Source organism: Mycobacterium cajalii, assembly GCF_045809005.2.
In the GTDB taxonomy this organism is placed as follows: domain Bacteria; phylum Actinomycetota; class Actinomycetes; order Mycobacteriales; family Mycobacteriaceae; genus Mycobacterium.
In genome coordinates, this window is sequence record NZ_CM141436.1 from 2,449,722 (window position 1) to 2,470,885 (window position 21,164).

A 21,164-nucleotide genomic window follows, 5' to 3' on the forward strand; every position below is an offset into this window, starting at 1 on the left:
ATTTTCCGGCCGACGATTTCGGGGGCTATAAAATCGATGCGGAGGAGTGATTATTCGGTTACCCCGGATATTTTGGAATGTGGTAATGGGCGGTGTCGTCACGTCGGCCGGAATGATTTGGGAAAGCATCCCCCGTGGGCCTTTTCGGAAGCGCGGGACGCCGCGCCCGCCGGGCGGCCGGGCGCGGCGAAGGCTCCGCCGCTTCCACCGGTGGGACGGCGGCGCGCGTCGCTGATCTAGGCTGGCGGCAAAGCGCACTTCAGCGGGGCACAGCGCTCATCAGCGGACACAGAAGACAGGGAGAGAAAAGTGACGGTCCGAGTAGGCATCAACGGCTTCGGTCGAATCGGGCGCAACTTCTACCGGGCTTTGCTGGCGCAGCAGGCGCAGGGCCCAGCCAGTTCAGGGGCGGACATGGAAGTGGTCGCCGTCAACGACATCACCGACAACCACACGCTGGCGCACCTGCTCAAGTTCGACTCGATCCTGGGCCGGCTGCCCTACGAGGTCGGCCTGGAGGGCGAGGACACCATCGTCGTGGGCGACCGCAAGATCAAGGCGCTCGAGGTCCGGGAGGGCCCGGCCGCGCTGCCGTGGAGCGATCTCGGCGTCGACGTCGTCGTCGAATCCACCGGTCTGTTCACCAATGCGGCCAAGGCGAAGGAGCACCTGGACGCCGGCGCGAAGAAGGTCATCATCTCCGCGCCCGCCACCGACCCCGACATCACGATCGTGCTCGGCGTCAACGACGACAAGTACGACGGCAGCCAGAACATCATCTCCAACGCCTCGTGCACCACGAACTGCCTTGCGCCGGTGACCAAGGTGCTCCAGGACGAGTTCGGCATCGTGCGGGGCCTGATGACCACCATCCACGCCTACACCCAGGACCAGAACCTGCAGGACGGGCCGCACAAGGACCTGCGCCGGGCCCGCGCCGCCGCGCTGAACATCGTGCCCACCTCCACCGGGGCGGCCAAGGCGATCGGGCTGGTGATGCCGGAGTTGAAGGGCAAGCTCGACGGGTACGCGCTGCGGGTGCCCATCCCCACCGGCTCGGTCACCGACCTGACCGTCGAGCTGGCCAAGGCGGCCGGCGCCGAGGAGATCAACGCCGCGTTCAAGGCCGCCGCCGAGGGCAGGCTCAAGGGCATCCTGAAGTACTGCGACGCGCCGATCGTGTCCAGCGACATCGTCACCGACCCGCACAGCTCGATCTTCGACTCCGGCCTGACCAAGGTGATCGACAACCAGGCCAAGGTGGTGTCGTGGTACGACAACGAGTGGGGCTACTCCAACCGCCTCATCGACCTGGTCGCCCTGGTCGGCAAGTCGCTGTAAACCCGTGACCGTCCCTACTCTCGGAAGCCTTCTGGCGGAAGGTGTTTCGGGTCGCGCCGTGCTGGTGCGCTCCGACCTGAACGTGCCGCTCGACGAGGGCGGCGCCATCACCGATCCCGGCCGGATCACCGCTTCGGTGCCCACCCTGACGGCGCTGCTCGACGCCGGCGCCAAGCTGGTGGTCGCCGCCCACCTGGGCCGGCCCAAGGGCGGTCCGGACCCGAAGCTGTCGCTGGCACCGGTCGCCGCGGCCCTGGGCGACCAGCTGGGCCGGCACGTGCAGCTGGCCGGCGATGTCGTCGGCGCCGACGCGCTGGCCCGCGCCGAGGGCCTCACCGACGGCGACGTCCTGCTGCTGGAGAACGTCCGCTTCGACGCCCGGGAAACCAGCAAGGACGACGGCGAACGACTCGCGCTGGCCCGCGAGCTAGCCGAACTGGTCGGGCCCACCGGGGCTTTCGTCTCCGACGGCTTTGGCGTGGTGCACCGCAAGCAGGCCTCGGTGTACGACGTGGCCACCTTGCTGCCGCACTACGCCGGCACGCTGGTGGCCGAGGAGATCCGGGTGCTCGAGCAGCTGACCAGCTCCACCAACCGGCCCTACGCGGTGGTGCTCGGCGGGTCGAAGGTGTCCGACAAGCTCGGGGTGATCGAGTCGCTGGCCACCAAGGCTGACAGCATCGTCATCGGCGGCGGGATGTGCTTCACTTTCCTTGCCGCGCAGGGTCTTTCGGTGGGCAAGTCGTTGCTGGAAGAAGAGATGGTGCAGACCTGCCGCAGGCTGCTCGACGACTATCACGACGTGCTGCGCCTGCCGGTGGACATCGTGGTGGGCGAGAAGTTCGCCGCCGAGGCGACCCCGCGGACCGTGCCCGCCGACGCCATCCCGGACGACGCGATGGGGCTGGACATCGGGCCGGGCTCGGTCAAACGGTTCGCGACGTTGCTGTCCAACGCCAGCACCGTCTTCTGGAACGGCCCGATGGGCGTGTTCGAGTTCCCGGCGTTCGCCGCGGGCACCAAGGGGGTCGCCGAGGCGATCGCCGCGGCGACCGGCAAGGGCGCCTTCAGCGTCGTCGGTGGCGGCGACTCGGCGGCCGCGGTGCGGGCGCTGGGCATCCCGGAGGGCGACTTCTCGCACATCTCCACCGGCGGCGGCGCGTCGCTGGAATACCTGGAGGGCAAGACGCTGCCGGGCATCGAGGTGCTCGGGCGGCCCCAGCCTGGAGGACAGTCATGAGCCGCAAGCCGCTGATCGCCGGCAACTGGAAGATGAACCTCAACCACTTCGAGGCCATCGCGCTGGTGCAGAAGATCGCCTTCGCCCTGCCGGACAAGTACTACGACAAGGTCGACGTCACGGTCATCCCGCCGTTCACCGACCTGCGCAGCGTGCAGACGCTGGTCGACGGCGACAAGCTGCGGCTGACCTACGGCGCCCAGGACCTCTCCCAGCACGACGCGGGCGCCTACACCGGCGACATCAGCGGCGCCTTCCTGGCCAAGCTGGGCTGCACCTTCGTCGTCGTCGGGCACTCCGAGCGGCGCACCTACCACCACGAGGACGACGCGCTGGTGGCCGCCAAGGCCGCCGCAGCGCTCAAGAACGAGCTCACTCCGATCGTGTGCATCGGCGAGCATCTCGACGTCCGCGAGGCCGGAAACCACGTCGCCCACAACGTCGAGCAGCTGCGCGGCTCGCTGGCCGGGCTCTCGGCCGAGCAGATCGGCAAGGTCGTCATCGCCTACGAGCCGGTGTGGGCGATCGGCACCGGGCGGGTGGCCAGCGCCGCCGACGCGCAGGAGGTGTGCGCGGCGATCCGCAATGAGTTGGCCTCGCTGGCGTCGCCGGGGGTCGCCGACAGCGTGCGCGTCCTCTACGGGGGCTCGGTGAACGCCAAGAACGTCGGCGAGCTCGTCGCCCGCGACGACATCGACGGTGGCCTGGTCGGTGGGGCGTCGCTGGACGGCGAGCAGTTCGCGACGCTGGCGGCGATCGCCGCCGGCGGGCCCCTTCCCTAGCGGGGCCCCTGACCGCGGCGGCGGCCCCGCGCGCCGACCCGCAGGTGGGCGGTCAGCACGACGCACCGCCGTCGGACAAGGGCAAGGGCGGCCCCCGGTCCCGACCCGCTAGACTCCCCGTCATGGAGTTGGCCCTGCAGATCACCCTGGTCGTCACCAGCATCCTGGTGGTGTTGCTGGTGCTGCTGCACCGTGCCAAGGGCGGCGGCCTGTCGACGCTGTTCGGCGGGGGTGTGCAGTCCAGCCTGTCCGGTTCGACGGTGGTGGAGAAGAACCTCGACCGGTTGACGCTGTTCATCGTCGGCATCTGGCTGGTGTGCATCGTCGGGGTGGCCCTGCTCATCAAGTACCGCTGACCTTTCTCGGCGGGCGTACCCGGTGGTCTCCACCGATACTGGAACCCATGGTTGAGGTATCCGATACCGCGCTGGCCCCGATCGGCGCCGTGCGGCGGACTCAGGTCGGCCGCGAGGCGACCGAGCCGATGCGCGCCGACATCCGCCTGCTGGGCGCCATCCTCGGCGACACCGTGCGCGAACAGAACGGCGACGAGGTGTTCGACCTCGTGGAACGCGCCCGGGTGGAGTCGTTTCGGGTGCGGCGCTCGGAGATCGACCGGGCCGACATGTCGCGCATGTTCTCCGGGCTGGACATCCACCGGGCGATCCCGGTCATCCGGGCCTTCAGCCATTTCGCGCTGCTGGCCAACGTCGCCGAGGACATCCACCGGGAGCGCCGGCGCGCGGTCCACGTGGCCGCCGGGGAGCCGCCGCAGGACAGCAGTCTTGCCGCCACCTATGCGAAACTCGAAGCCGCCGAGCTGGATTCGCGTACCGTCGCCGGCGCGCTGCGGGGCGCGCTGGTCTCCCCGGTGATCACCGCCCATCCGACCGAGACGCGGCGCCGCACCGTGTTCGTCACCCAGCACCGGATCACCGAGCTGATGCGGCTGCACGCCGACGGGCGCGCCGAGACCGCCGACGGGCGCAGCATCGAACGCGAACTGCGCCGGCACGTCCTCACGCTGTGGCAGACCGCGCTCATCCGCTTGTCGCGGCTGCAGATCTCCGACGAGATCGAGGTGGGGCTGCGGTATTACCCGGCGGCGTTGTTCACGGTGATCCCGCAGGTCAACGCGGAGGTTCGGGACGCGCTGCGCGCCCGCTGGCCCGACACCGACCTGCTGTCCGGGCCCATCCTGCAACCCGGGACCTGGATCGGCGGCGACCGCGACGGCAATCCCAACGTGACCGGCGACGTCGTGCGCCTGGCCACCGGCAGCGCCGCGTTCACCGCGCTGGCCCACTACCTGTCCGAGCTGACGCACCTCGAGCAGGAGCTGTCGATGTCGGCGCGGCTGGTGCCGGTGACCGACGCGCTGGCCGCGCTGGCCGACGGCTGCCGCGAACAGGCGCGCGCCGACGAGCCCTACCGGCGGGCGCTGCGGGTGATCCGCGGGCGGCTCACCGCCACCGCCGCCGACATTCTGGACCGGCGCCCGCAACACGAGCTCGACCTGGGGCTGGCGCCGTACGGCACGCCGGCCGAATTGCGGGCCGACCTGGACACCGTCGACGCCTCGCTGCGGTCCCACGGCAGCGCGCTGCTGGCCGACGACCGCCTTGCGCTGCTGCGGGAAGGCGTGCACGCCTTCGGTTTTCACCTGTGCGGCCTGGACCTGCGGCAGAACTCCGACGTGCACGAAGAGGTGGTCGCCGAGCTGCTGGCGTGGGCGGGGGTGCACCCCGACTACGGTTCGTTGCCCGAAGCGGGGCGGGTCGCGCTGCTGGCCGGCGAACTCGCCACCCGCCGGCCGCTGGTCAGTGACCGCGCGCAACTGTCCGACCTGGCCCGCGGCGAGCTGGGGGTCGTCGCGGCCGCCGCCCACGCGATCCGGACCTACGGCCCCGCCGCGGTGCCCAACTACGTCATCTCGATGTGCCGGTCGGTCTCGGACGTCCTGGAGGCCGCGATCCTGCTCAAGGAGGCCGGCCTGCTGGACGCCTCCGGGGCGCACCCGTACTGCCCGGTGGCGATCTCGCCGCTGTTCGAGACGATCGACGACCTGCACAACGGCGCGGCGACCCTGCACGCCATGCTCGAGCTGCCCCTCTACCGGGCGCTGGTGGCCGCGCGGGAAGACTGCCAGGAGGTGATGCTCGGCTACTCCGACTCCAACAAGGACGGCGGCTATCTGGCCGCCAACTGGGCGGTGTACCGCGCCGAGCTCGCGCTGGTGGAGGTGGCGCGCGAGGCCGGAATCCGGTTGCGGCTCTTCCATGGTCGCGGCGGCACCGTCGGCCGCGGCGGCGGTCCGAGCTACCAGGCCATCCTGGCGCAGCCGCCGGGCGCGGTGAGCGGTTCGCTGCGGCTCACCGAGCAAGGCGAGGTCATCGCCGCCAAATACGCGGAACCCGAGACCGCGCGGCGCAACCTGGAGAGCCTGGTGGCGGCGACGCTCGAGTCGACGCTGCTCGACGTCGAGGGCCTCGGTGACACCGCGGAGCCGGCGTACGCGCTGCTCGACGAGGTGGCCGCGCTGGCGCGGCGCGCCTACGCCGAATTAGTGCACGTGACACCGGGTTTCGTGGAGTACTTCATGTCCTCGACCCCGGTCAGCGAGATCGGGTCGCTGAACATCGGCAGCCGCCCGACCTCGCGGAAGCCCACCTCGTCGATCGCCGACCTGCGCGCCATCCCGTGGGTGCTGGCCTGGAGCCAGTCCCGGGTGATGTTGCCCGGCTGGTACGGCACCGGAACCGCGTTCGAGCAGTGGATCTCGGCGGGCCCGGAAAGTGAGGCCGAGCGGGTGGAGACGTTGCACGACCTGTACCGCCGGTGGCCGTTCTTCCGCAGCGTGCTGTCGAACATGGCGCAGGTGCTGGCCAAGAGCGACCTGGGCCTGGCGGCCCGCTACGCCGAGCTGGTGGACGACGAGTCGTTGCGGCACCGGGTGTTCGACAAGATCGTCGCCGAGCACGACCGAACCATCGCGATGTACAAGCTCATCACGGGGCAGGACGACCTGCTGGCCGACAACCCGTCGCTGGCGCGCTCGGTGTTCAACCGCTTCCCGTACCTGGAGCCGCTGAACCACCTGCAGGTGGAGTTGCTGCGCCGCTACCGCTCCGGCGACGACGACGAGTTGGTGCAGCGCGGCATCCTGTTGACGATGAACGGGCTGGCCAGCGCGCTGCGCAACAGCGGATGAGACTAGCGGACCACACCGAACGTGCACTCAGCGCGAAAAATCGCGCGAAAGTTCGCAGTGGATGCACGTTGGGCGATACCGCCCGAACCGCCAGCGCGAAAGCTAGCGCACCGTCCGGTTGCGCAGCCGGTCCAGCACGCCACGCACGGCGTGCTCGGTGACCGAGAGGGGCGAGATCAGCGTCTCACCGACTTTGACCATGTCGTCGATCCGGTCGACGATCGCCTCCACGGGTTCGACCAGCCCGAGCAGCCGCTTGGCCAGGTCGTCGAGGCTGGACAGCGTGCCGTCCAGGTGGTCCAGGCCGGTTTCCATGCGTTCGACGGTGGCGTTCAGCGCCGACAGTGAGCTATTGAGCTCCGTCATGGTCCTGCTCAGGCTGTCGAGGACGTCTTCGACCTGCTCCACCGTCTTGTCGGCGTTGAGCGCCGCCTGGGTGAGCGTCTTGATCCGGTTTCGCTCCGGGGGCCCGCCGCGCACCGTCTTGTCTGCCATGACGGTGATTATCCGTCGTCCGTCGTCAGCCCGGAAGTTTGGACGCGGCCGCCTCGTCGAGCAACCACAGGGTGGTTTCGAGGCCGACGGCCCCGGCGGCCGGGACCGAGGCGGGCGGGGCGCCGCCGACGGCGGCGGCCACCGCATCTGCCTTGGCCTCCCCGGAGACGATCAGCCAGACCTCACGGGAGCGCTGAACCGCGGGCAGGGTCAAGGTGATTCGTTGCGGCGGGGGTTTGGGGGAGTTGTCGACCGGGACCACCATGCGGGTGGTCTCGCGCACTGCCGCGGTATCGGGGAACAGCGAGTTGACGTGGCCCTCGGGCCCCATGCCCAGCAGGTGGACGTCGAAGTTGGGCACCGCCTGCCCGGGTTCGGCGTTGGCCGCCAGCAACTGCTCGTAGGCCAGTGCCGCGGCGGCCATGTCGTCGCCGAACTCCCCGTCGCTGGCCGGCATGGGATGGATGTTGCTGCAAGGGATGTCGATGTGGTCGAGCAGTGCCTCGCGCGCCTGTTTGTCGTTGCGCTCGTCGTCGCTTTCGGGCACGTAGCGTTCGTCGCCCCAGAACAGGTGCACGTTGGGCCAGTCGATCCGGTCCGCTTCCGCGCCGAGCCGCCGCAGCAGGTCGATGCCGTTGCTGCCGCCGGTGAGCACCAGCAGGGCCCGCCCCCGGGCCATCATGGCGTTCTGGACGGAGTCGACGAGCCGCCTGACGGCGGCCTCGATCAGCTCCTGGGTCTGCGGGAAAACCTCGACGACGGTATTCATGCGTACTGCACCTTGCCTATTCCCTCCAACGCGGCGAAATAGATCTCGTCCGGGTCCAACCGGCGCATGTCTTCCGCGAGGCACTCGCGGGTTTCCCGGCGCGCCAACGGAACCAGGGCGTCCGGGCGGCCGGTCCGGCTCAGGGTGGCCGTCGTGCCCTCCTGGGGACGGCTCAGGGTGATGGTCTCGGTCGGGCGCCGCAACTCGACCTTGAGGTCGCCGACGACACGGTGCACCGGCCCCTCGATCCGGCTGGCCAGCCACCCCGCCAGGACGTCCAGCGCGGGTTCGGTGCGCAGACCCGAGACCAGGGCCGACTCGATTGGCTCGTACGGCGGCTGGTCGAGGGCCGAGGTCAGCAGCGCCCGCCAGTAGGTGATCCGCGCCCACGCCAGGTCGGTGTCGCCGGCGGTGTAGCCGGGCAGCCGGCTCTTGATCGCCGACAGGGGGTCCCGCCCGTTGGTCGCGTCGGTGATGCGCCGAATCGCCAACTTGCCCAACGGGTCCTGGGCCGGCACCGCCGGCGCGATGTCGGGCCACCACACCACCACCGGGATGTCGGGCAGCAGGAAGGGGGTGACGACGCTGTCGGCGTGGCCGGCCAGCGGTCCGGACAGCCGCAGCACCACCGTTTCGCCGGCGGTTGAGTCGCCGCCGGCCCGCAGCTGGGCGTCCAGCCGGGCGTCGGAGGCCTCCGCGTCGCCGGCCATCACCACGAGCACCCGCATCGGGTGCTCGTGGCTGGCGTCGTTGGCGGCCTCGATGCACTCCTCGAGCAGGGCCTCGTTCTGCGAGGCGATGATCAGGGTGCCGACCCGGCCCATCGTCACGGCGCCGACCTGCTCGCGCAGCTCGTCGAGTTTCTTGTTGACCGCGTTGGTGCTGGTGTCGAGCAGGTCGACAATCATCTGCGCCACTCCTCAGCATCGCTGCGCTCTGCACCGTCGCCGGCGCGAATCATGGCCGCCGCCATTCCCGGCCGGTCCGGCGCAGCATCTCGAAGGCCGACTCCGGGCCCCAGGTGCCCGCCTGGTACGGGTCGGGCTTGCCGTGGGCGGCCCAATAGTCCAGCACGGGATCCAGGATGCGCCAAGCCAATTCGACTTCGTCGTTCACCGGGAACAGGGACGGCTCACCGAGCAGCACGTCCAGGATCAGCCGCTCGTAGGCCTCGGGCGAGTCCTCGGCGAACGCCGAGCCGTAGGAGAAGTCCATGTTGACGTCGCGCACTTCCATCGCGCTGCCCGGCACCTTGGAGCCGAACCGCAGGGTGATCCCCTCGTCGGGCTGGACCCGGATCACCATGGCGTTGGTGCCCAGTTCGTCGGTCATGGTCGCGTCGAACGGCAGGTGCGGCGCACGCTTGAACACCAGCGCGATCTCGGTCACCCTGCGGCCCAGGCGTTTTCCGGTGCGCAGGTAGAACGGCACACCGGCCCAGCGGCGGGTGTCGACCTCGAGGGTGATCGCGGCGAACGTCTCGGTGGGGGAGTCCGCGGAGAAGCCCTCCTCGTCGAGCAGGCCGACCACCTGCTCGCCGCCCTGCCAGCCCGCCGCGTACTGGCCGCGGCTGCTCGTCTCGTGCAGCGGCTGCGCGAGCTGGGTCGCCGAGAGCACCTTGATCTTCTCGGTCTGCAGCGCCACCGGGTTGAAGCTGACCGGCTCCTCCATCGCGGTCAGCGCCAGCAGCTGCATCAGGTGGTTCTGGATGACGTCGCGGGCGGCGCCGATGCCGTCGTAGTAGCCGGCGCGCCCGCCCAGCCCGATGTCCTCGGCCATGGTGATCTGAACGTGGTCGACGTAGTGGGAGTTCCACACGGGGTCCCAGAGCTGGTTGGCGAACCGCAGCGCCAGGATGTTCTGCACCGTCTCCTTGCCCAGGTAGTGGTCGATACGGAACACCGACTCCTCCGGGAAGACGGCGTTGACCACGTGGTTGAGTTCCTGCGCGCTGTGCAGGTCGTGGCCGAAGGGCTTCTCGATGACCACCCGGCTCCAGCTGCCGTCCTGGGCGTTGGCCAGCCCGGACTTGCGCAGCTGGTCACAGACCACCGGAAAGGACTTGGGCGGGATCGCCAGGTAGAAGGCGTGGTTGCCGCCGATGCCGCGTTCGACGTCGAGCTTCTCCAGCGTCACGGCCAGTCGCCCGAAGGCGACGGCGTCGTCGAATTCACCTCGCACGAAACGCAATCCGTCGGCCAGCCGCTCCCATATCGACTGGCGGAACGGGGTGCGGCAGTGCTGCTTGACCGAATCGTGGACCACCTGCGCGAAATCGTCGTGATCCCAGTTGCGGCGGGCGAAGCCCACCAGCGAGAAGGTCGGGGGCAGCAGGCCGCGGTTGGCCAGGTCGTAGATGGCCGGCACGACCTTCTTGTGGGCCAGGTCCCCGGTGACGCCGAAGAGCACCATGGCGCACGGGCCCGCGATCCTGGGCAGACGTTTGTCGTCCTTGTCCCGTAACGGATTACGCCACTGTGCTGCTTCGGCGCCACGGCTCATTTGTCGGCGGAACCCAGTTGGTTCTGCGTCTCGTCGAGCAACTGGTTCCAGGAGTCCACGAACTTCTCGACCCCTTCGTTCTCCAGGACCACGAACACGTCGGTCAGGTCGATGCCGACCTGCTCCAAATCGTCGAACACCTGCTGGGCGGCCGCGGCGGTGCCGCTGACCGTGTCGCCCTTGACCTCCCCGTGGTCGGCGACGGCGTCGATCGTGGGCTCCGGCATGGTGTTCACCGTGTGGGGCGCCACCAGTTCGGTCACGTAGAGGGTGTCGGGGTAGTCGGGGTTCTTGACACCGGTGGACGCCCACAGCGGACGCTGCACGCGGGCGCCGGCGGACTTGAGCGCCCCGTAGCGCTCGCCGCCCTCGAAGACCTCCTGGTAGGCCGCATAGGCCAGCCGGGCGTTGGCGACCCCGGCCTTGCCGCGCAGCCCCTGCGCCTGCTCGGAGCCGATCTTGTCCAGCCTCTTGTCGATCTCGGTGTCCACGCGGGACACGAAAAACGATGCCACGGAATGAATCTTGGACAGGTCGTGGCCGGCTTCGCGGGCCTTCTCCAGCCCCGCCAGGTAGGCGTCCATCACCTCGCGGTGCCGCTCGACGGAGAAGATCAGCGTGACGTTGACCGAGATCCCTTCCGCCAGAACGGCGGTGATGGCCGGGATGCCGGCCTTGGTGGCGGGAATCTTGATGAGCAGGTTGGGCCGGTCGACGATCTTCCACAGCTCGACGGCCTGCGCGATGGTCTTGTCGGTCTCGTTGGCCAGCCGCGGGTCGACCTCGATCGACACCCGGCCGTCGACACCGTCACTGGTCTCCCACACCGGGGTGAAGACCTCGCAGGCGTTGCGCACGTCGTCGGTGGTGACGGTGCGGATCGTGGCGTCCACGTCGGCGCCGCGTTCGGCCAGCTCGGCGATCTGGCCGTCGTAGGCGTCGCCCTCGGCCAGCGCCTTCTGGAAGATCGACGGGTTGGTGGTCACGCCGACGACGCTGCGGGTGTCGATCAGCTCCTGCAGGTTGCCGGACTGCAGCCGGTCCCGCGAGAGGTCATCGAGCCAGACGGATACGCCGGCGGCGGACAGGGCCGCGAGGTTCGGGTTCTGAGTGGTCATGGGAATCGCCCTTTCTCAGTTGTCGACTACCTGTTCCGCGGCGGCGGCGACGGCCTCAGCGGTGAAGCCGAACTCACGGAACAAAGTCTTGTAATCGGCGGACTCGCCGTAGTGTTCGATCGAGACGATCTTGCCGGTGTCGCCGACCAGCTTGTGCCAGCTCTGCGCGACGCCGGCCTCGACGGCCACCCGCGCCGACACCGACGGCGGCAGCACGCTGTCGCGGTAGTCCGAGGGTTGCGACTCGAACCACTCCACGCACGGCATCGACACTACCCGCGCGACGATGTCTTTGTCCGCCAACAACTTCTGGGCCGCGACGGCGAGCTGGACCTCCGAGCCGGTGGCGATCAGCACGACGTCGGGCTCCTCGCCGTCCTCGGCGCCGCCGTCGCTCAGGACGTAGCCGCCGCGGGCGACGCCCTCGGCGCTGGTGCCCTCGAGCACCGGCACGCCCTGGCGGGTCAGGATCAGGCCCACCGGGCCACTGCCGTTGCCGCGGGCCAGGATCGAGCGCCACGCGTAGGCCGTCTCGTTGGCGTCGGCCGGGCGCACCACCGACAGCCGCGGGATCGCCCGCAGCGCCGCCAGGTGCTCGATCGGCTGGTGGGTGGGGCCGTCCTCGCCCAGCCCGATCGAGTCGTGCGTCCAGACGTAGATGGTGTCGATGTCCATCAGCGACGCCAGCCGCACCGCCGGGCGCATGTAGTCGGAGAACTGCAGGAACGTCCCGCCGTAGGCCCGGGTCGGGCCGTGCAGCACGATCCCGGACAGGATGGCGCCCATGGCGTGCTCGCGAACACCGAAGTGCAGCGTGCGGCCGTACCAGCCGGCGTTGTATTCCTTGGTCGAAATAGCGGGCGGCCCAAAGGAAGTCGCGCCCTTCATGGTGGTGTCGTTGCTGCCGGCCAGGTCGGCCGAACCGCCCCACAACTCGGGCAGTTTGGGGCCCACGGCCGACAGCACCGCCCCGGACGCCTTACGGGTGGCCACCGCGTCCCCGCCGGGCTCCCAGTGCGGCATGTCCGCGTCCCAGCCGTCGGGCAGCTGCTCGGCGGTCAGCCGGTCCAGCAGCGCCTTGCGTTCCGGCTCGCGCCGGGCCCAGGCCTCGAAGTCGGCCTGCCAGCGTTCGTGCGCCTCCTTGCCCCGGCCCACCAGCCCGCGGGTATGGGTGATGACGTCTTCGCGCACCTCGAACTTCTTGTCCGGGTCGAAGCCGAGGGCCTCCTTGACGGCCGCCACCTCCTCGTCGCCGAGGGCGGCGCCGTGCGCCTTGCCGGTGTTCATCAGGTTGGGGGCGGGGTAGCCGATGATGGTGCGCAGCGAGATGAACGACGGCCGGTCGGTGACGGCCTTCGCGTTGGCGATGGCCTCTTCGATGGCGACGACGTTCTCGCCGCCCTCCACCTCCTGGACGTGCCAGCCGTAGGCGCGATAACGGGCCGCGGTGTCCTCGCACAGCGCGATGTCGGTGTCGTCCTCGATCGAGATCTGGTTGTGGTCGTAGAACACGATCAGGTTGCCCAGCTGCTGCACGGCCGCCAGCGACGACGCCTCCGAGGTGACGCCCTCCTCGATGTCCCCGTCGGAGGCGATCACGTAGATGAAGTGGTCGAACGGGCTGGTACCCGGTTCGGCGTCGGGGTCGAAGAGGCCACGCTCGTAGCGGGCCGCCATCGCCATCCCGACCGCCGAGGCCAGCCCCTGGCCGAGCGGGCCGGTGGTGATCTCCACGCCCCGGGTGTGCCGGAACTCCGGATGCCCCGGGGTCTTGGACCCCCAGGTGCGCAGGGACTCGATGTCGGAGAGCTCCAGCCCGAAACCGCCCAGGTAGAGCTGGATGTAGAGGGTCAGGCTGCTGTGTCCGCAGGACAGGATGAACCGGTCGCGGCCCAGCCAGGTGGTGTCGCTGGGGTCGTGCCGCATCACCCGCTGGAACAGGGTGTAGGCCAGGGGCGCCAGGCTCATCGCCGTCCCCGGGTGGCCGTTGCCGACCTTCTGGACCGCATCGGCGGCCAGGACCCGCGCGGTGTCGACGGCGACCGAGTCGATCTCGGCCCAGTCGTCGGGATGGTGTGGTCGGGTCAGCGCAGAGATCTCTTCGAGTGTGGTCACAGACTCAGTCCTTGGGGTCATCGAGCTGATCAATCTCAACCCTAGTGCGGGAGAGGCGGCTCTTGCAGTGCAAGATTTTGGGGTACCCACGGCCGGGCGTTGTGAAAATTACGCGCCGGCCGAACGCGCGGTGCAACCAGTCCCGCAATCGAGGGAGAAACATCAGTGAAGGGACCCTGCGGGCTCGCCGCCGAGGGTGTGCGGTCTACCATCGTCTGTAGTAGATGCTGCGCGCCGCTGGGAACCCGAGGAGTTATTGCGTGAGCGTTCGCGGGCGCGTCGCGCCAAGCCAAAAAGCCGAGACCGCCCGGCCCGGGCCGTCGTCCGAGCCGACGTCCGAGCCGTCCAAGGACCCGGCGCGGAACCGGGTCGTGGCCACGCTGCTGGCCTACCTGGCGCTGACCAAGCCGCGGGTCATCGAACTGCTGCTGGTCACCGCGATCCCCGCGATGCTGCTCGCCGCTCGCGGCACCGTGAACCCGCTGCTGATCCTCAACACGCTGGTCGGGGGGATGCTGGCGGCCGGTGGTGCCAACACGCTCAACTGCGTCGCCGACGCCGACATCGACAAGGTGATGAAGCGGACCGCGCGCCGGCCCCTGGCGCGGGACGCGGTGCCCACGCGAAACGCCCTGGTGTTCGGGCTGGTGCTCAGCGTGGGCTCGTTCTTCTGGCTGTGGTCGACCACGAACCTGCTGTCTGGGCTGCTGGCCGTCGCCACGATTGCGTTCTATGTGTTCGTCTACACGCTGCTGCTCAAGCGGCGGACGTCGCAGAACGTCGTGTGGGGCGGCGCGGCCGGCTGCATGCCGGTGATGATCGGGTGGTCGGCGGTCACCGGCACCATCGGGTGGCCGGCGCTGGTGATGTTCGCCATCATCTTCTTCTGGACGCCGCCGCACACCTGGGCGCTGGCGATGCGCTACAAGGACGACTACAAGCAGGCCGGCGTGCCGATGCTGCCGGCCGTGGCGACCGAGCGTCAGGTCACCAAGCAGATCCTGATCTACACCTGGCTGACGGTGCTGACCACGCTGGCGCTGGCGCCGGCGGCGGGGTGGCTGTACGCGGCGGTGGCCGTGGCCGCCGGGGTGTGGTTCCTGGCGATGGCCCACCGGCTGTACGCCGGGGTCCGCGCCGGCCAGCCCGTCAAACCGCTGCGGCTGTTCCTGCAGTCCAACAACTACCTGGCGGTGGTGTTCTGCGCGCTGGCGGTCGACTCGGCCCTCGCGCTGCCGACGCTGTTCTAGCGCGATGGCGGCTAGGGCAGTAGCACGATAGAGCCCGTGGTGCGGCGGCCCTGCAGATCCTCGTGGGCGCGGGCCGCCTCGGCGAGGGGGTACCGGCCCCCGACCTGCACGGAGATGGCCCCGCTGCCGATCGCATCGAACAGTTCGGTGGCCCGCCGGGCGAACTCGTCGCGGGTGCGGATGAAGTGGACCAGCGAGGGGCGGGTGAGGTACACCGACCCGGCGGCGTTGAGCCGCTGCGGATCGACGGGCGGAACCGGTCCGCTGGCGGCACCGAACAGCGCCAGCGTGCCGCGCGCGGCCAGGCTGGCCAGGCTGGCGTCGAACGTGCTCGCGCCCACGCCGTCGTAGACCGCCGCCACCCCCGCGCCGCCGGTCAGCTCGCGGATCCGCTGGCCGAACCCGGCGGCGTCGTCGCCGGGATAGGAGAGCACCTCGGCGGCCCCGGCGTCCCTCGACATCCGCTCCTTCTCCGGCGTCGAGACCGTGGTGATCACCCGGGCGCCCAGCAGGCGCGCCCACTGCGTCAGGAGCAGCCCGACCCCGCCGGCGCCCGCGTGCACCAGCACGGTGTCGCCGCTTTGCACGGGATACACCGACTTGAGCAGGTAATGGGCGGTCAGGCCCTTCAGCAACACCGAGGCCGCCACGTCGGATGCCACCCCGTCCGGCACCTTCGCGGTCAGCGCGGCCGGCGCGGTGGAGTATTCGGCGTAGCCACCGGACACCGCGGCGCTGACCACCCGATCGCCGTCGCTGAAACCGTCGACCCCGTCGTCGGCGCCGACGACCGTGCCGCACATCTCCTGGCCGAGGATGAACGGCAACTCGCGCGGGTACTGGCCCGAGCGGAAGTAGGTGTCGATGTAGTTGACGCCGATGGCCTCGGCCTCGATCAGCAGCTCGCCGGGACCCGGGTCGGGCCGTGGGGCGTCGACGTAACGCAGGACCTCGGGGCCGCCCGTGTCGGCGACTTCTATTGCGTGCATGCGCCTATCATGCCGGGAGATGAAGCTCGCCCGGCCGGACCTCTTCCATCCGCGCATCGTGCTGGCGGGCTGTCCGCGGCACGCCACCGGCGACGGCGACGACGCGGGGCTTGTCGCCGCGCTGCGCCACCGCGGTCTGCACGCGCGCTGGCTGTCCTGGGACAACCCCGAAACGGGTCTGGCGGACCTGGTGATCCTGCGCGCCACCGCCGACTACGCCGAGCGGCTCGAGGACTTTCTGGCCTGGCTGAGCGTCATGGCCAACGTGCTGAACCCGCCCGCCGTGGTGGCCTGGAATGCCGACCGCCACTATCTGGCCGACCTGGCGCACGCGGGGGTGCCGACGGTGCCGGGGGAGTTCTTCGCGCCCGGGGAACCTATCCGGGTGCCGCCCCGCGGGCACGTCTTCGTCGGCCCGGCTGTCGGCACCGGAAGCCGCCGCTGCGCCGACCGCGTCTCGGCCGTGGTGGACGCGGGCGAACTGCACAGGGCGGGCCGCACCGTGCTGCTGCAAGCCTGTGACGCGGCCCCCGAGTCGGTGCTGGTCTTTCTCGGCGGCGAGCCGTCGCACGCGTTCACGATGCGGGAACGCCGGCTGGTCCAGGCCGAACCCGACCCGGAGATCTGGGCGGTCGGCGCCGCCGCGCTGGCCGCCGCGGCCGCCCGGACGGGCGTCGCGCGACGCGAGTTGCTCTACGCGCGCGCCCACGTCGTCGGCGGGCACGGTGATCCGCGCCTGCTGGAGCTGCAACTGGTGGAGCCGTCGCTGGGCTGGCGTCGGTTGGACGCCGGCGCCCGTAACCTGGCCGAGCGCGAGTTTGCGCTGGCCGTGGAGTCAGCCTGCGACCGGCTGGGGCTCGGCCCGCTGTCGCATTGACGCCCACAGCGCCGCGGTGGCCGCCGTGCACGCCGCGGCGCCCGCCACGTGCAGCGCGACCAGGGCGGCGGGGATCCCGGTGTAGTACTGCGCGGTGCCGACGGCCGCCTGCGCGCACACCAGGGCGAGCAGCACGCCGAGCCGCAGCAGGATGGGTCGCGCCGCGCCGACGGCCAGCAGGCCGAAGCCCAGGCCGACCACCAGCGCCAGGTAGGCGACCAGCAGCGAGGAGTGCGCGTGCACCAGGGTGTCGATCTCGATCTTCAGCCGCGGCACCGTCCGGCTGGGGCTGCGGTCGCCGGCGTGCGGGCCGGCCGCCGTCACCAGCGTGCCGGTAACCAGCACCGCGGCCAGATTCGCCCCGATCAGGGCGGTCAGCGCGCGCAGCGGCCGGGCCACCCGCCGGCGCGGCACCCCGTCGTCCGGCTCGCCGATCTTGACGTAGAGCAGCACCGACAGCCACACCATCGTCATGGAGGTGAGCAGGTGGATGGCCACCGTCCACCACAACAGGCCGGTCCGCACGGTGATGCCCCCGATGACCGCCTGCACCACGGTCGACACCGGCATCAGCCACGCGTACACCAGGACCTCGCGGCGCCGGCGCGCCCGGGTCACCGCCAGCACGGCCAGCACCGCGGCGATGACCACCGCGAACGTGATCATCCGGTTGCCGAACTCGACCGCCTGGTGGATGCGCGGGACCTCGGCGTGGGCCACCGGGGTGAAGCTGCCCGGGAAGCACTGCGGCCAGGTGGGGCAGCCGAGCCCGGAGGCGGTGACGCGCACGATCGCGCCGGTGACGGCGATGCCGCCCTGGGTGAGGATCACGATCGCGGCGATGACGCGCTGGGCGCGCAGGCTGGGACGCGGAAGTAGATCCACCAGGCGCATCAGCACGTGTCCGATCGTAAGGCACCGAAAACTACAGCCTGTAGTACGCCCGGGAGTTCCGCGAGACATAAACCACGCACACCGGTGCCGGCGTGTCCTCGCAGACGTTTATGTGTCGCGAGCCGGACAGCCGCGCACGCGTCAGGTGAAGCGGAACCAGCGCAGCGCCGCCAGCGCCGCCACCGAACACCACACCGCCAGGACGGCGACGCCGAACCAGTCCACCGACAGGGTCAACGCCTGCGACAGCGCCTCGGTGAGCGCGCCCGACGGCGTCAGCCGCGAGAGCCATTTGACCGCCGCCGGGATCATCCGCGTCTCGATGGTCAGCGCGCCGAGCCCGGCGAAGACGAACCACAGGAGATTGGCGAGCGCGAGGACGATCTCGGCCCGCAGCGTGCCGCCCAGCAGCAGGCCCAGGGCGGCGAAGCCGGCGGTGCCCAGCGCGATGATCGCCCCGCCGAGCAGCAGCCCGGCCGGGGCGGGTCGCCAGCCCAGCGCCAACCCGATGGCGCCCAGGATGAGCGACTGCAGGAACACCACCGCGACCACCGCCAGCGACTTGCCCGCGATGATTCCCCACACCGGCAGCGGGGTGGCCCCCAGCCGTTTGAGGGCCCCGTAGCGGCGGTCGAACGCGACCGCGATCGCCTGGCCGGTGAACGCGGTGGAGACCACCGCGAGCGCCATGATGACCGGGACGAAGGTGGCGGCCCGGTTGGCGCCGAAGGAGCCCAGCGGCAGCAGCGTGAGCCCGACCAACAGCGTGATCGGGATGAACATGGTCAGCAGCAGCTGCTCGCCGTTGCGCAGCAGCAGCTTCAACTCCAGGCCGAACTGCGCGCCCAGCATCCGCGGCACGGTGTTGGGCCGCGGGTTCGGGGTGAAAGTGCCTGCGGGAAAAGGGGATTCGCTCACGACCGCAGCTCCCTGCCGGTGAGATCCAAGAACACGTCCTCGAGGCTGCGTTGCTCGACCCGCATGTCGGTGGCGAGCACGTCGATCTGCGCGCACCACGCCGTGACGGTCGCCAGCACCTGCGGGTCGACGGCACCCTCGACCAGGTACTCGCCCGGCGTCGCCTCGCTGACCCGGTAGCCCTCCGGCAAGGCGGAGGCCAGCAGCGACAGGTCGAGCCGCGGCGGCGCGGTGAACCGCAACTGGCCCTGGGCGCCGCTGCGCATCAGCTCCGCCGGCGTGCCCGCGGCCACCGGCACGCCGTGGTCGATGATGACCAGCCGGTCGGCGAGTTCCTCGGCTTCCTTGAGTTGGTGGGTGGTCAGCACCACCGTCACGCCGTCGCGGCGCAGCGCGTCGATCAGCTCCCAGACCAGCAGCCGGGCGTGCGCGTCCAGCCCGGCGGTGGGTTCGTCGAGGAACACCAGTTCGGGGCGGCCCACCAGCGCGCACGCCAGCGCGAGGCGCTGCTGCTGACCGCCGGAGAGCCGCCGGTAGGTGGTGCGGGCCGCCTCGGTCAGGCCCAGGGTGTCCAGCAGCCATCCGGGGTCGAGGGGATCGGCGGCGTAGGAGGCCACCAGGTTGAGCATCTCCCCGGCGCGGGCGGCGGGGTAGCCACCGCCCCCCTGCAGCATCACCCCGATGCGCGCGCGCAGGCGCGCGTTGTCGGTGACCGGGTCCAGGCCCAGCACCTGGATCGACCCGGCGTCCGGGTGTGCGAAGCCCTCGCACATCTCGACCGTCGTCGTCTTCCCGGCGCCGTTGGGGCCCAGCAACGCGAACACCTCGGCGGCGTGCACGTCCAGATCGAGGTTGGAGACGGCCGCCACGGCGGTCGCGCCGGAGCCGTACCGTTTGCTCACCCCGCGCAGCCGTACCACTGTGTCGGGGCTTTGTGCGGGCGCGCTCACGTGGAATCAGCGTAGGCGTCCGGCGCCGCGGCCTGCCGCGGGGTCTCGGCAGACTCGGGGGCCGGCGCGGTCGGCGCCGCGCCGGCCGGTTCGCGGGCCTCGGGCGGCAGTCCCCGCCAAGGCAGCCGGGTATAGGTCACCGCGATCAGCCCCAGCACGATGACGGTGCTGGCGACCGTCGCGTCGACGATCTGGAACAGCGCGAAGCGATCCCCGTTGGCCGTCGGCCCGAAGATGCCCACGACCAGGGTGATGACGATGGCGGCCATCCGGAAGCCGGCCCGGGTCGCCCAGGCCGCCAGGGGGATGATGGCCCACAGCAGATACCAGGGCTGCACGACGGGGAACAGCAGCACCGTCACACCCAGCGCGACGCCCAGCCCGCCGATCGGGTGCAGCCGGCCGCGCAGGACCGACACCAGCAGCCAGCCCACCATCACCGTGATGATCAGCACACCGATGGCGCGGGTGAGCGCCAGGACCGCGGTGGTGTGGTCGCCCAGCCCCAGCAGGATGCCCACCTGCCCGGTGCCCAGGGCCAGCAGCGTCGGAGGCGACATCCAGCTGCGCACCACGTTGGCGGTGCCCAGCGTGTAGATCCAGCCGAACCCCAGCCCGCTGGCCCAACCGACCAGGGCCATCACCGCCAGCGACAACCCCGCCATCGCGCCGCCGGAGAGCAGCAGCGCGCGCAGGCTGCCGCCGCAGCGGTTGGCCAGCGCCATGGTGACGAACCCGAGCGCGAGCAGCGAGGGCAGCTTCACCTGCGACGACAGTGTGATCAGGACCGCCCCGGCCAGCAGCAACCCCAGCGGCTCCCAGGCGGCGGGGTGGCGCCAGGAGGTGGGCAGCAGCCGCGGGAAGCGGGACGGGTCCAGGCCGCGCAGCGCGAACTCGGCGCCGGTCAGCATCAGCCCGAGCATCAGCGCCTCGTTGTGGATGCCGGCGACCAGATGCATGATCAGCAGCGGGTTCGCCGCGCCCAGCCACAACGCGCTGACCTCGGCCACGCCGCAGCGCCGCGCCAGCCGCGGCGTCGCCCACACGATCAGGCCCACCCCGAGCAGCACGACGACCCGGTGGCAGAGCACGGCGGCGACGATGTTCTGCCCGGTCAGCGACGAGATTCCGCGCCCGATCCACAGGAACAACGGGCCGTACGGCGCCGGAGTCTCCCGCCACAGGCTGGGCACCGACAGGGTGAACACCTGCGACAGCCCCAGCCCGGAGGCCGGGCCCACGCGGTAGGGGTCGAGCCCTTCCAGGGAGATCTGGCTCTGGGCGAGGTAGGAGTAGACGTCCTTGCTGTACATCGGCGGCGCGGGGAGCAGCGGCAGGACCCACAGCAGCAGGGTGCGGTCCAGGTCGCCGCGCGACATCCGCCTGCTGCCCAGCGCGAACCGGCCCAGCATCAGCCAGGCCAGCGCCATCATCACCGCCCCGGTCGTGGTCATCGTCAGCGACACGGTCTGGATCCGGGACGGCAGGTTCAGCAGCCGCACCCCGAACGTCGGGTCCTGGATGACGGGCCGCGCGCCGGCGCCCAGCGCGCCGATCGCCATCACGACGGTGCCGGTGGCCCCGAACAATCGCGTGCGTTGCAGCGCGGTCAGCTCGGTGTCGTTCAGCGGCGAACCCACCGTCAGCTCGTCGCCGTGCAGACTGGCGATCGACGAGCTCAGCGTGTGGTGGCGAGCCGACATCCTCAGCAGC

The 21,164-nt window shown here is 70.5% G+C and carries 18 protein-coding genes; 7 read left to right on the plus strand and 11 right to left on the minus strand.

Annotated elements, in window-relative coordinates:
• The first annotated feature begins 309 nt into the window (after positions 1-309).
• The 5 genes from gap to ppc all read left to right on the plus strand — a co-directional run bounded on the left by gap (position 310) and on the right by ppc (position 6,574).
• On the plus strand, positions 310-1,341 hold the full coding sequence (gene gap / locus ACJ512_RS11790) for a type I glyceraldehyde-3-phosphate dehydrogenase (RefSeq protein WP_407686317.1): 1,032 nt from the start codon (positions 310-312) through the stop codon (positions 1,339-1,341).
• Positions 1,342-1,345: 4 nt separating this feature from the next.
• A complete protein-coding gene (locus ACJ512_RS11795) occupies positions 1,346-2,581 on the plus strand; it encodes a phosphoglycerate kinase (RefSeq protein ID WP_407686318.1) in 1,236 nt (411 codons plus the stop codon).
• Positions 2,578-3,363, plus strand: a complete 786-nt coding sequence (gene tpiA, locus ACJ512_RS11800) for a triose-phosphate isomerase (protein ID WP_407686319.1) — start codon at positions 2,578-2,580, stop codon at positions 3,361-3,363. Before ACJ512_RS11795 ends, tpiA begins: the two co-directional genes overlap by 4 nt.
• A gap of 122 nt (positions 3,364-3,485) precedes the next feature.
• A complete protein-coding gene (gene secG, locus ACJ512_RS11805) occupies positions 3,486-3,719 on the plus strand; it encodes a preprotein translocase subunit SecG (protein WP_407686320.1) in 234 nt (77 codons plus the stop codon).
• A 47-nt stretch (positions 3,720-3,766) separates the two neighbouring features.
• A complete protein-coding gene (ppc, locus tag ACJ512_RS11810) occupies positions 3,767-6,574 on the plus strand; it encodes a phosphoenolpyruvate carboxylase (RefSeq protein ID WP_407686321.1) in 2,808 nt (935 codons plus the stop codon).
• 102 nt (positions 6,575-6,676) lie between these two features.
• Here the strand turns inward: ppc and ACJ512_RS11815 are convergent, their stop codons facing one another.
• From ACJ512_RS11815 to tkt, 6 genes are read right to left on the minus strand one after another with little or no spacing between them, the layout of a single operon-like run.
• A complete protein-coding gene (locus ACJ512_RS11815; RefSeq protein WP_407686355.1) occupies positions 6,677-7,078 on the minus strand; it encodes an ATPase in 402 nt (133 codons plus the stop codon).
• A gap of 16 nt (positions 7,079-7,094) precedes the next feature.
• Positions 7,095-7,838, minus strand: a complete 744-nt coding sequence (gene pgl / locus ACJ512_RS11820) for a 6-phosphogluconolactonase (protein WP_407686322.1) — start codon at positions 7,836-7,838, stop codon at positions 7,095-7,097.
• On the minus strand, positions 7,835-8,746 hold the full coding sequence (opcA, locus tag ACJ512_RS11825) for a glucose-6-phosphate dehydrogenase assembly protein OpcA (RefSeq protein WP_407686323.1): 912 nt from the start codon (positions 8,744-8,746) through the stop codon (positions 7,835-7,837). Before opcA ends, pgl begins: the two co-directional genes overlap by 4 nt.
• A 49-nt stretch (positions 8,747-8,795) precedes the next feature.
• Entirely contained in the window at positions 8,796-10,340 is a 1,545-nt protein-coding gene (gene zwf / locus ACJ512_RS11830) for a glucose-6-phosphate dehydrogenase (protein WP_407686324.1), read from the minus strand.
• The gene (gene tal / locus ACJ512_RS11835) at positions 10,337-11,458 is read right to left on the minus strand and encodes a transaldolase (RefSeq protein WP_407686325.1); all 1,122 of its coding nucleotides are present in this window, start codon (positions 11,456-11,458) and stop codon (positions 10,337-10,339) included. Before tal ends, zwf begins: the two co-directional genes overlap by 4 nt.
• Positions 11,459-11,473: 15 nt before the next feature.
• The gene (gene tkt, locus ACJ512_RS11840) at positions 11,474-13,573 is read right to left on the minus strand and encodes a transketolase (RefSeq protein WP_407686326.1); all 2,100 of its coding nucleotides are present in this window, start codon (positions 13,571-13,573) and stop codon (positions 11,474-11,476) included.
• 371 nt (positions 13,574-13,944) lie between these two features.
• On the opposite strand from tkt, the gene ACJ512_RS11845 reads away from it, so the two are divergent.
• Positions 13,945-14,823 (plus strand): heme o synthase, encoded by an 879-nt coding sequence (locus ACJ512_RS11845; protein ID WP_461480118.1) that lies wholly within the window; start codon positions 13,945-13,947, stop codon positions 14,821-14,823.
• A gap of 11 nt (positions 14,824-14,834) precedes the next feature.
• On the opposite strand, the gene ACJ512_RS11850 is transcribed toward ACJ512_RS11845, so the two are convergent.
• Entirely contained in the window at positions 14,835-15,812 is a 978-nt protein-coding gene (locus ACJ512_RS11850) for a quinone oxidoreductase family protein (RefSeq protein WP_407686328.1), read from the minus strand.
• A 19-nt stretch (positions 15,813-15,831) separates the two neighbouring features.
• Here ACJ512_RS11850 and ACJ512_RS11855 point away from each other — a divergent pair, with 19 nt between their 5' ends.
• Complete coding sequence (locus ACJ512_RS11855; protein ID WP_407686329.1) at positions 15,832-16,689, plus strand: hypothetical protein; 858 nt, start codon at positions 15,832-15,834, stop codon at positions 16,687-16,689.
• Here the strand turns inward: ACJ512_RS11855 and ACJ512_RS11860 are convergent.
• From ACJ512_RS11860 to mptB, 4 genes are all read right to left on the minus strand, one after another.
• Entirely contained in the window at positions 16,648-17,583 is a 936-nt protein-coding gene (locus ACJ512_RS11860; protein ID WP_407686356.1) for a COX15/CtaA family protein, read from the minus strand. The genes ACJ512_RS11855 and ACJ512_RS11860 overlap by 42 nt on opposite strands.
• 141 nt (positions 17,584-17,724) lie before the next feature.
• Positions 17,725-18,435, minus strand: coding sequence for an ABC transporter permease (locus ACJ512_RS11865; protein ID WP_407686357.1), 711 nt, complete (start codon positions 18,433-18,435; stop codon positions 17,725-17,727).
• A 62-nt stretch (positions 18,436-18,497) separates the two neighbouring features.
• Positions 18,498-19,451, minus strand: a complete 954-nt coding sequence (locus ACJ512_RS11870) for an ABC transporter ATP-binding protein (protein ID WP_407686330.1) — start codon at positions 19,449-19,451, stop codon at positions 18,498-18,500.
• A complete protein-coding gene (gene mptB, locus ACJ512_RS11875; protein WP_407686331.1) occupies positions 19,448-21,154 on the minus strand; it encodes a polyprenol phosphomannose-dependent alpha 1,6 mannosyltransferase MptB in 1,707 nt (568 codons plus the stop codon). Before mptB ends, ACJ512_RS11870 begins: the two co-directional genes overlap by 4 nt.
• Positions 21,155-21,164 lie beyond the last annotated feature (10 nt).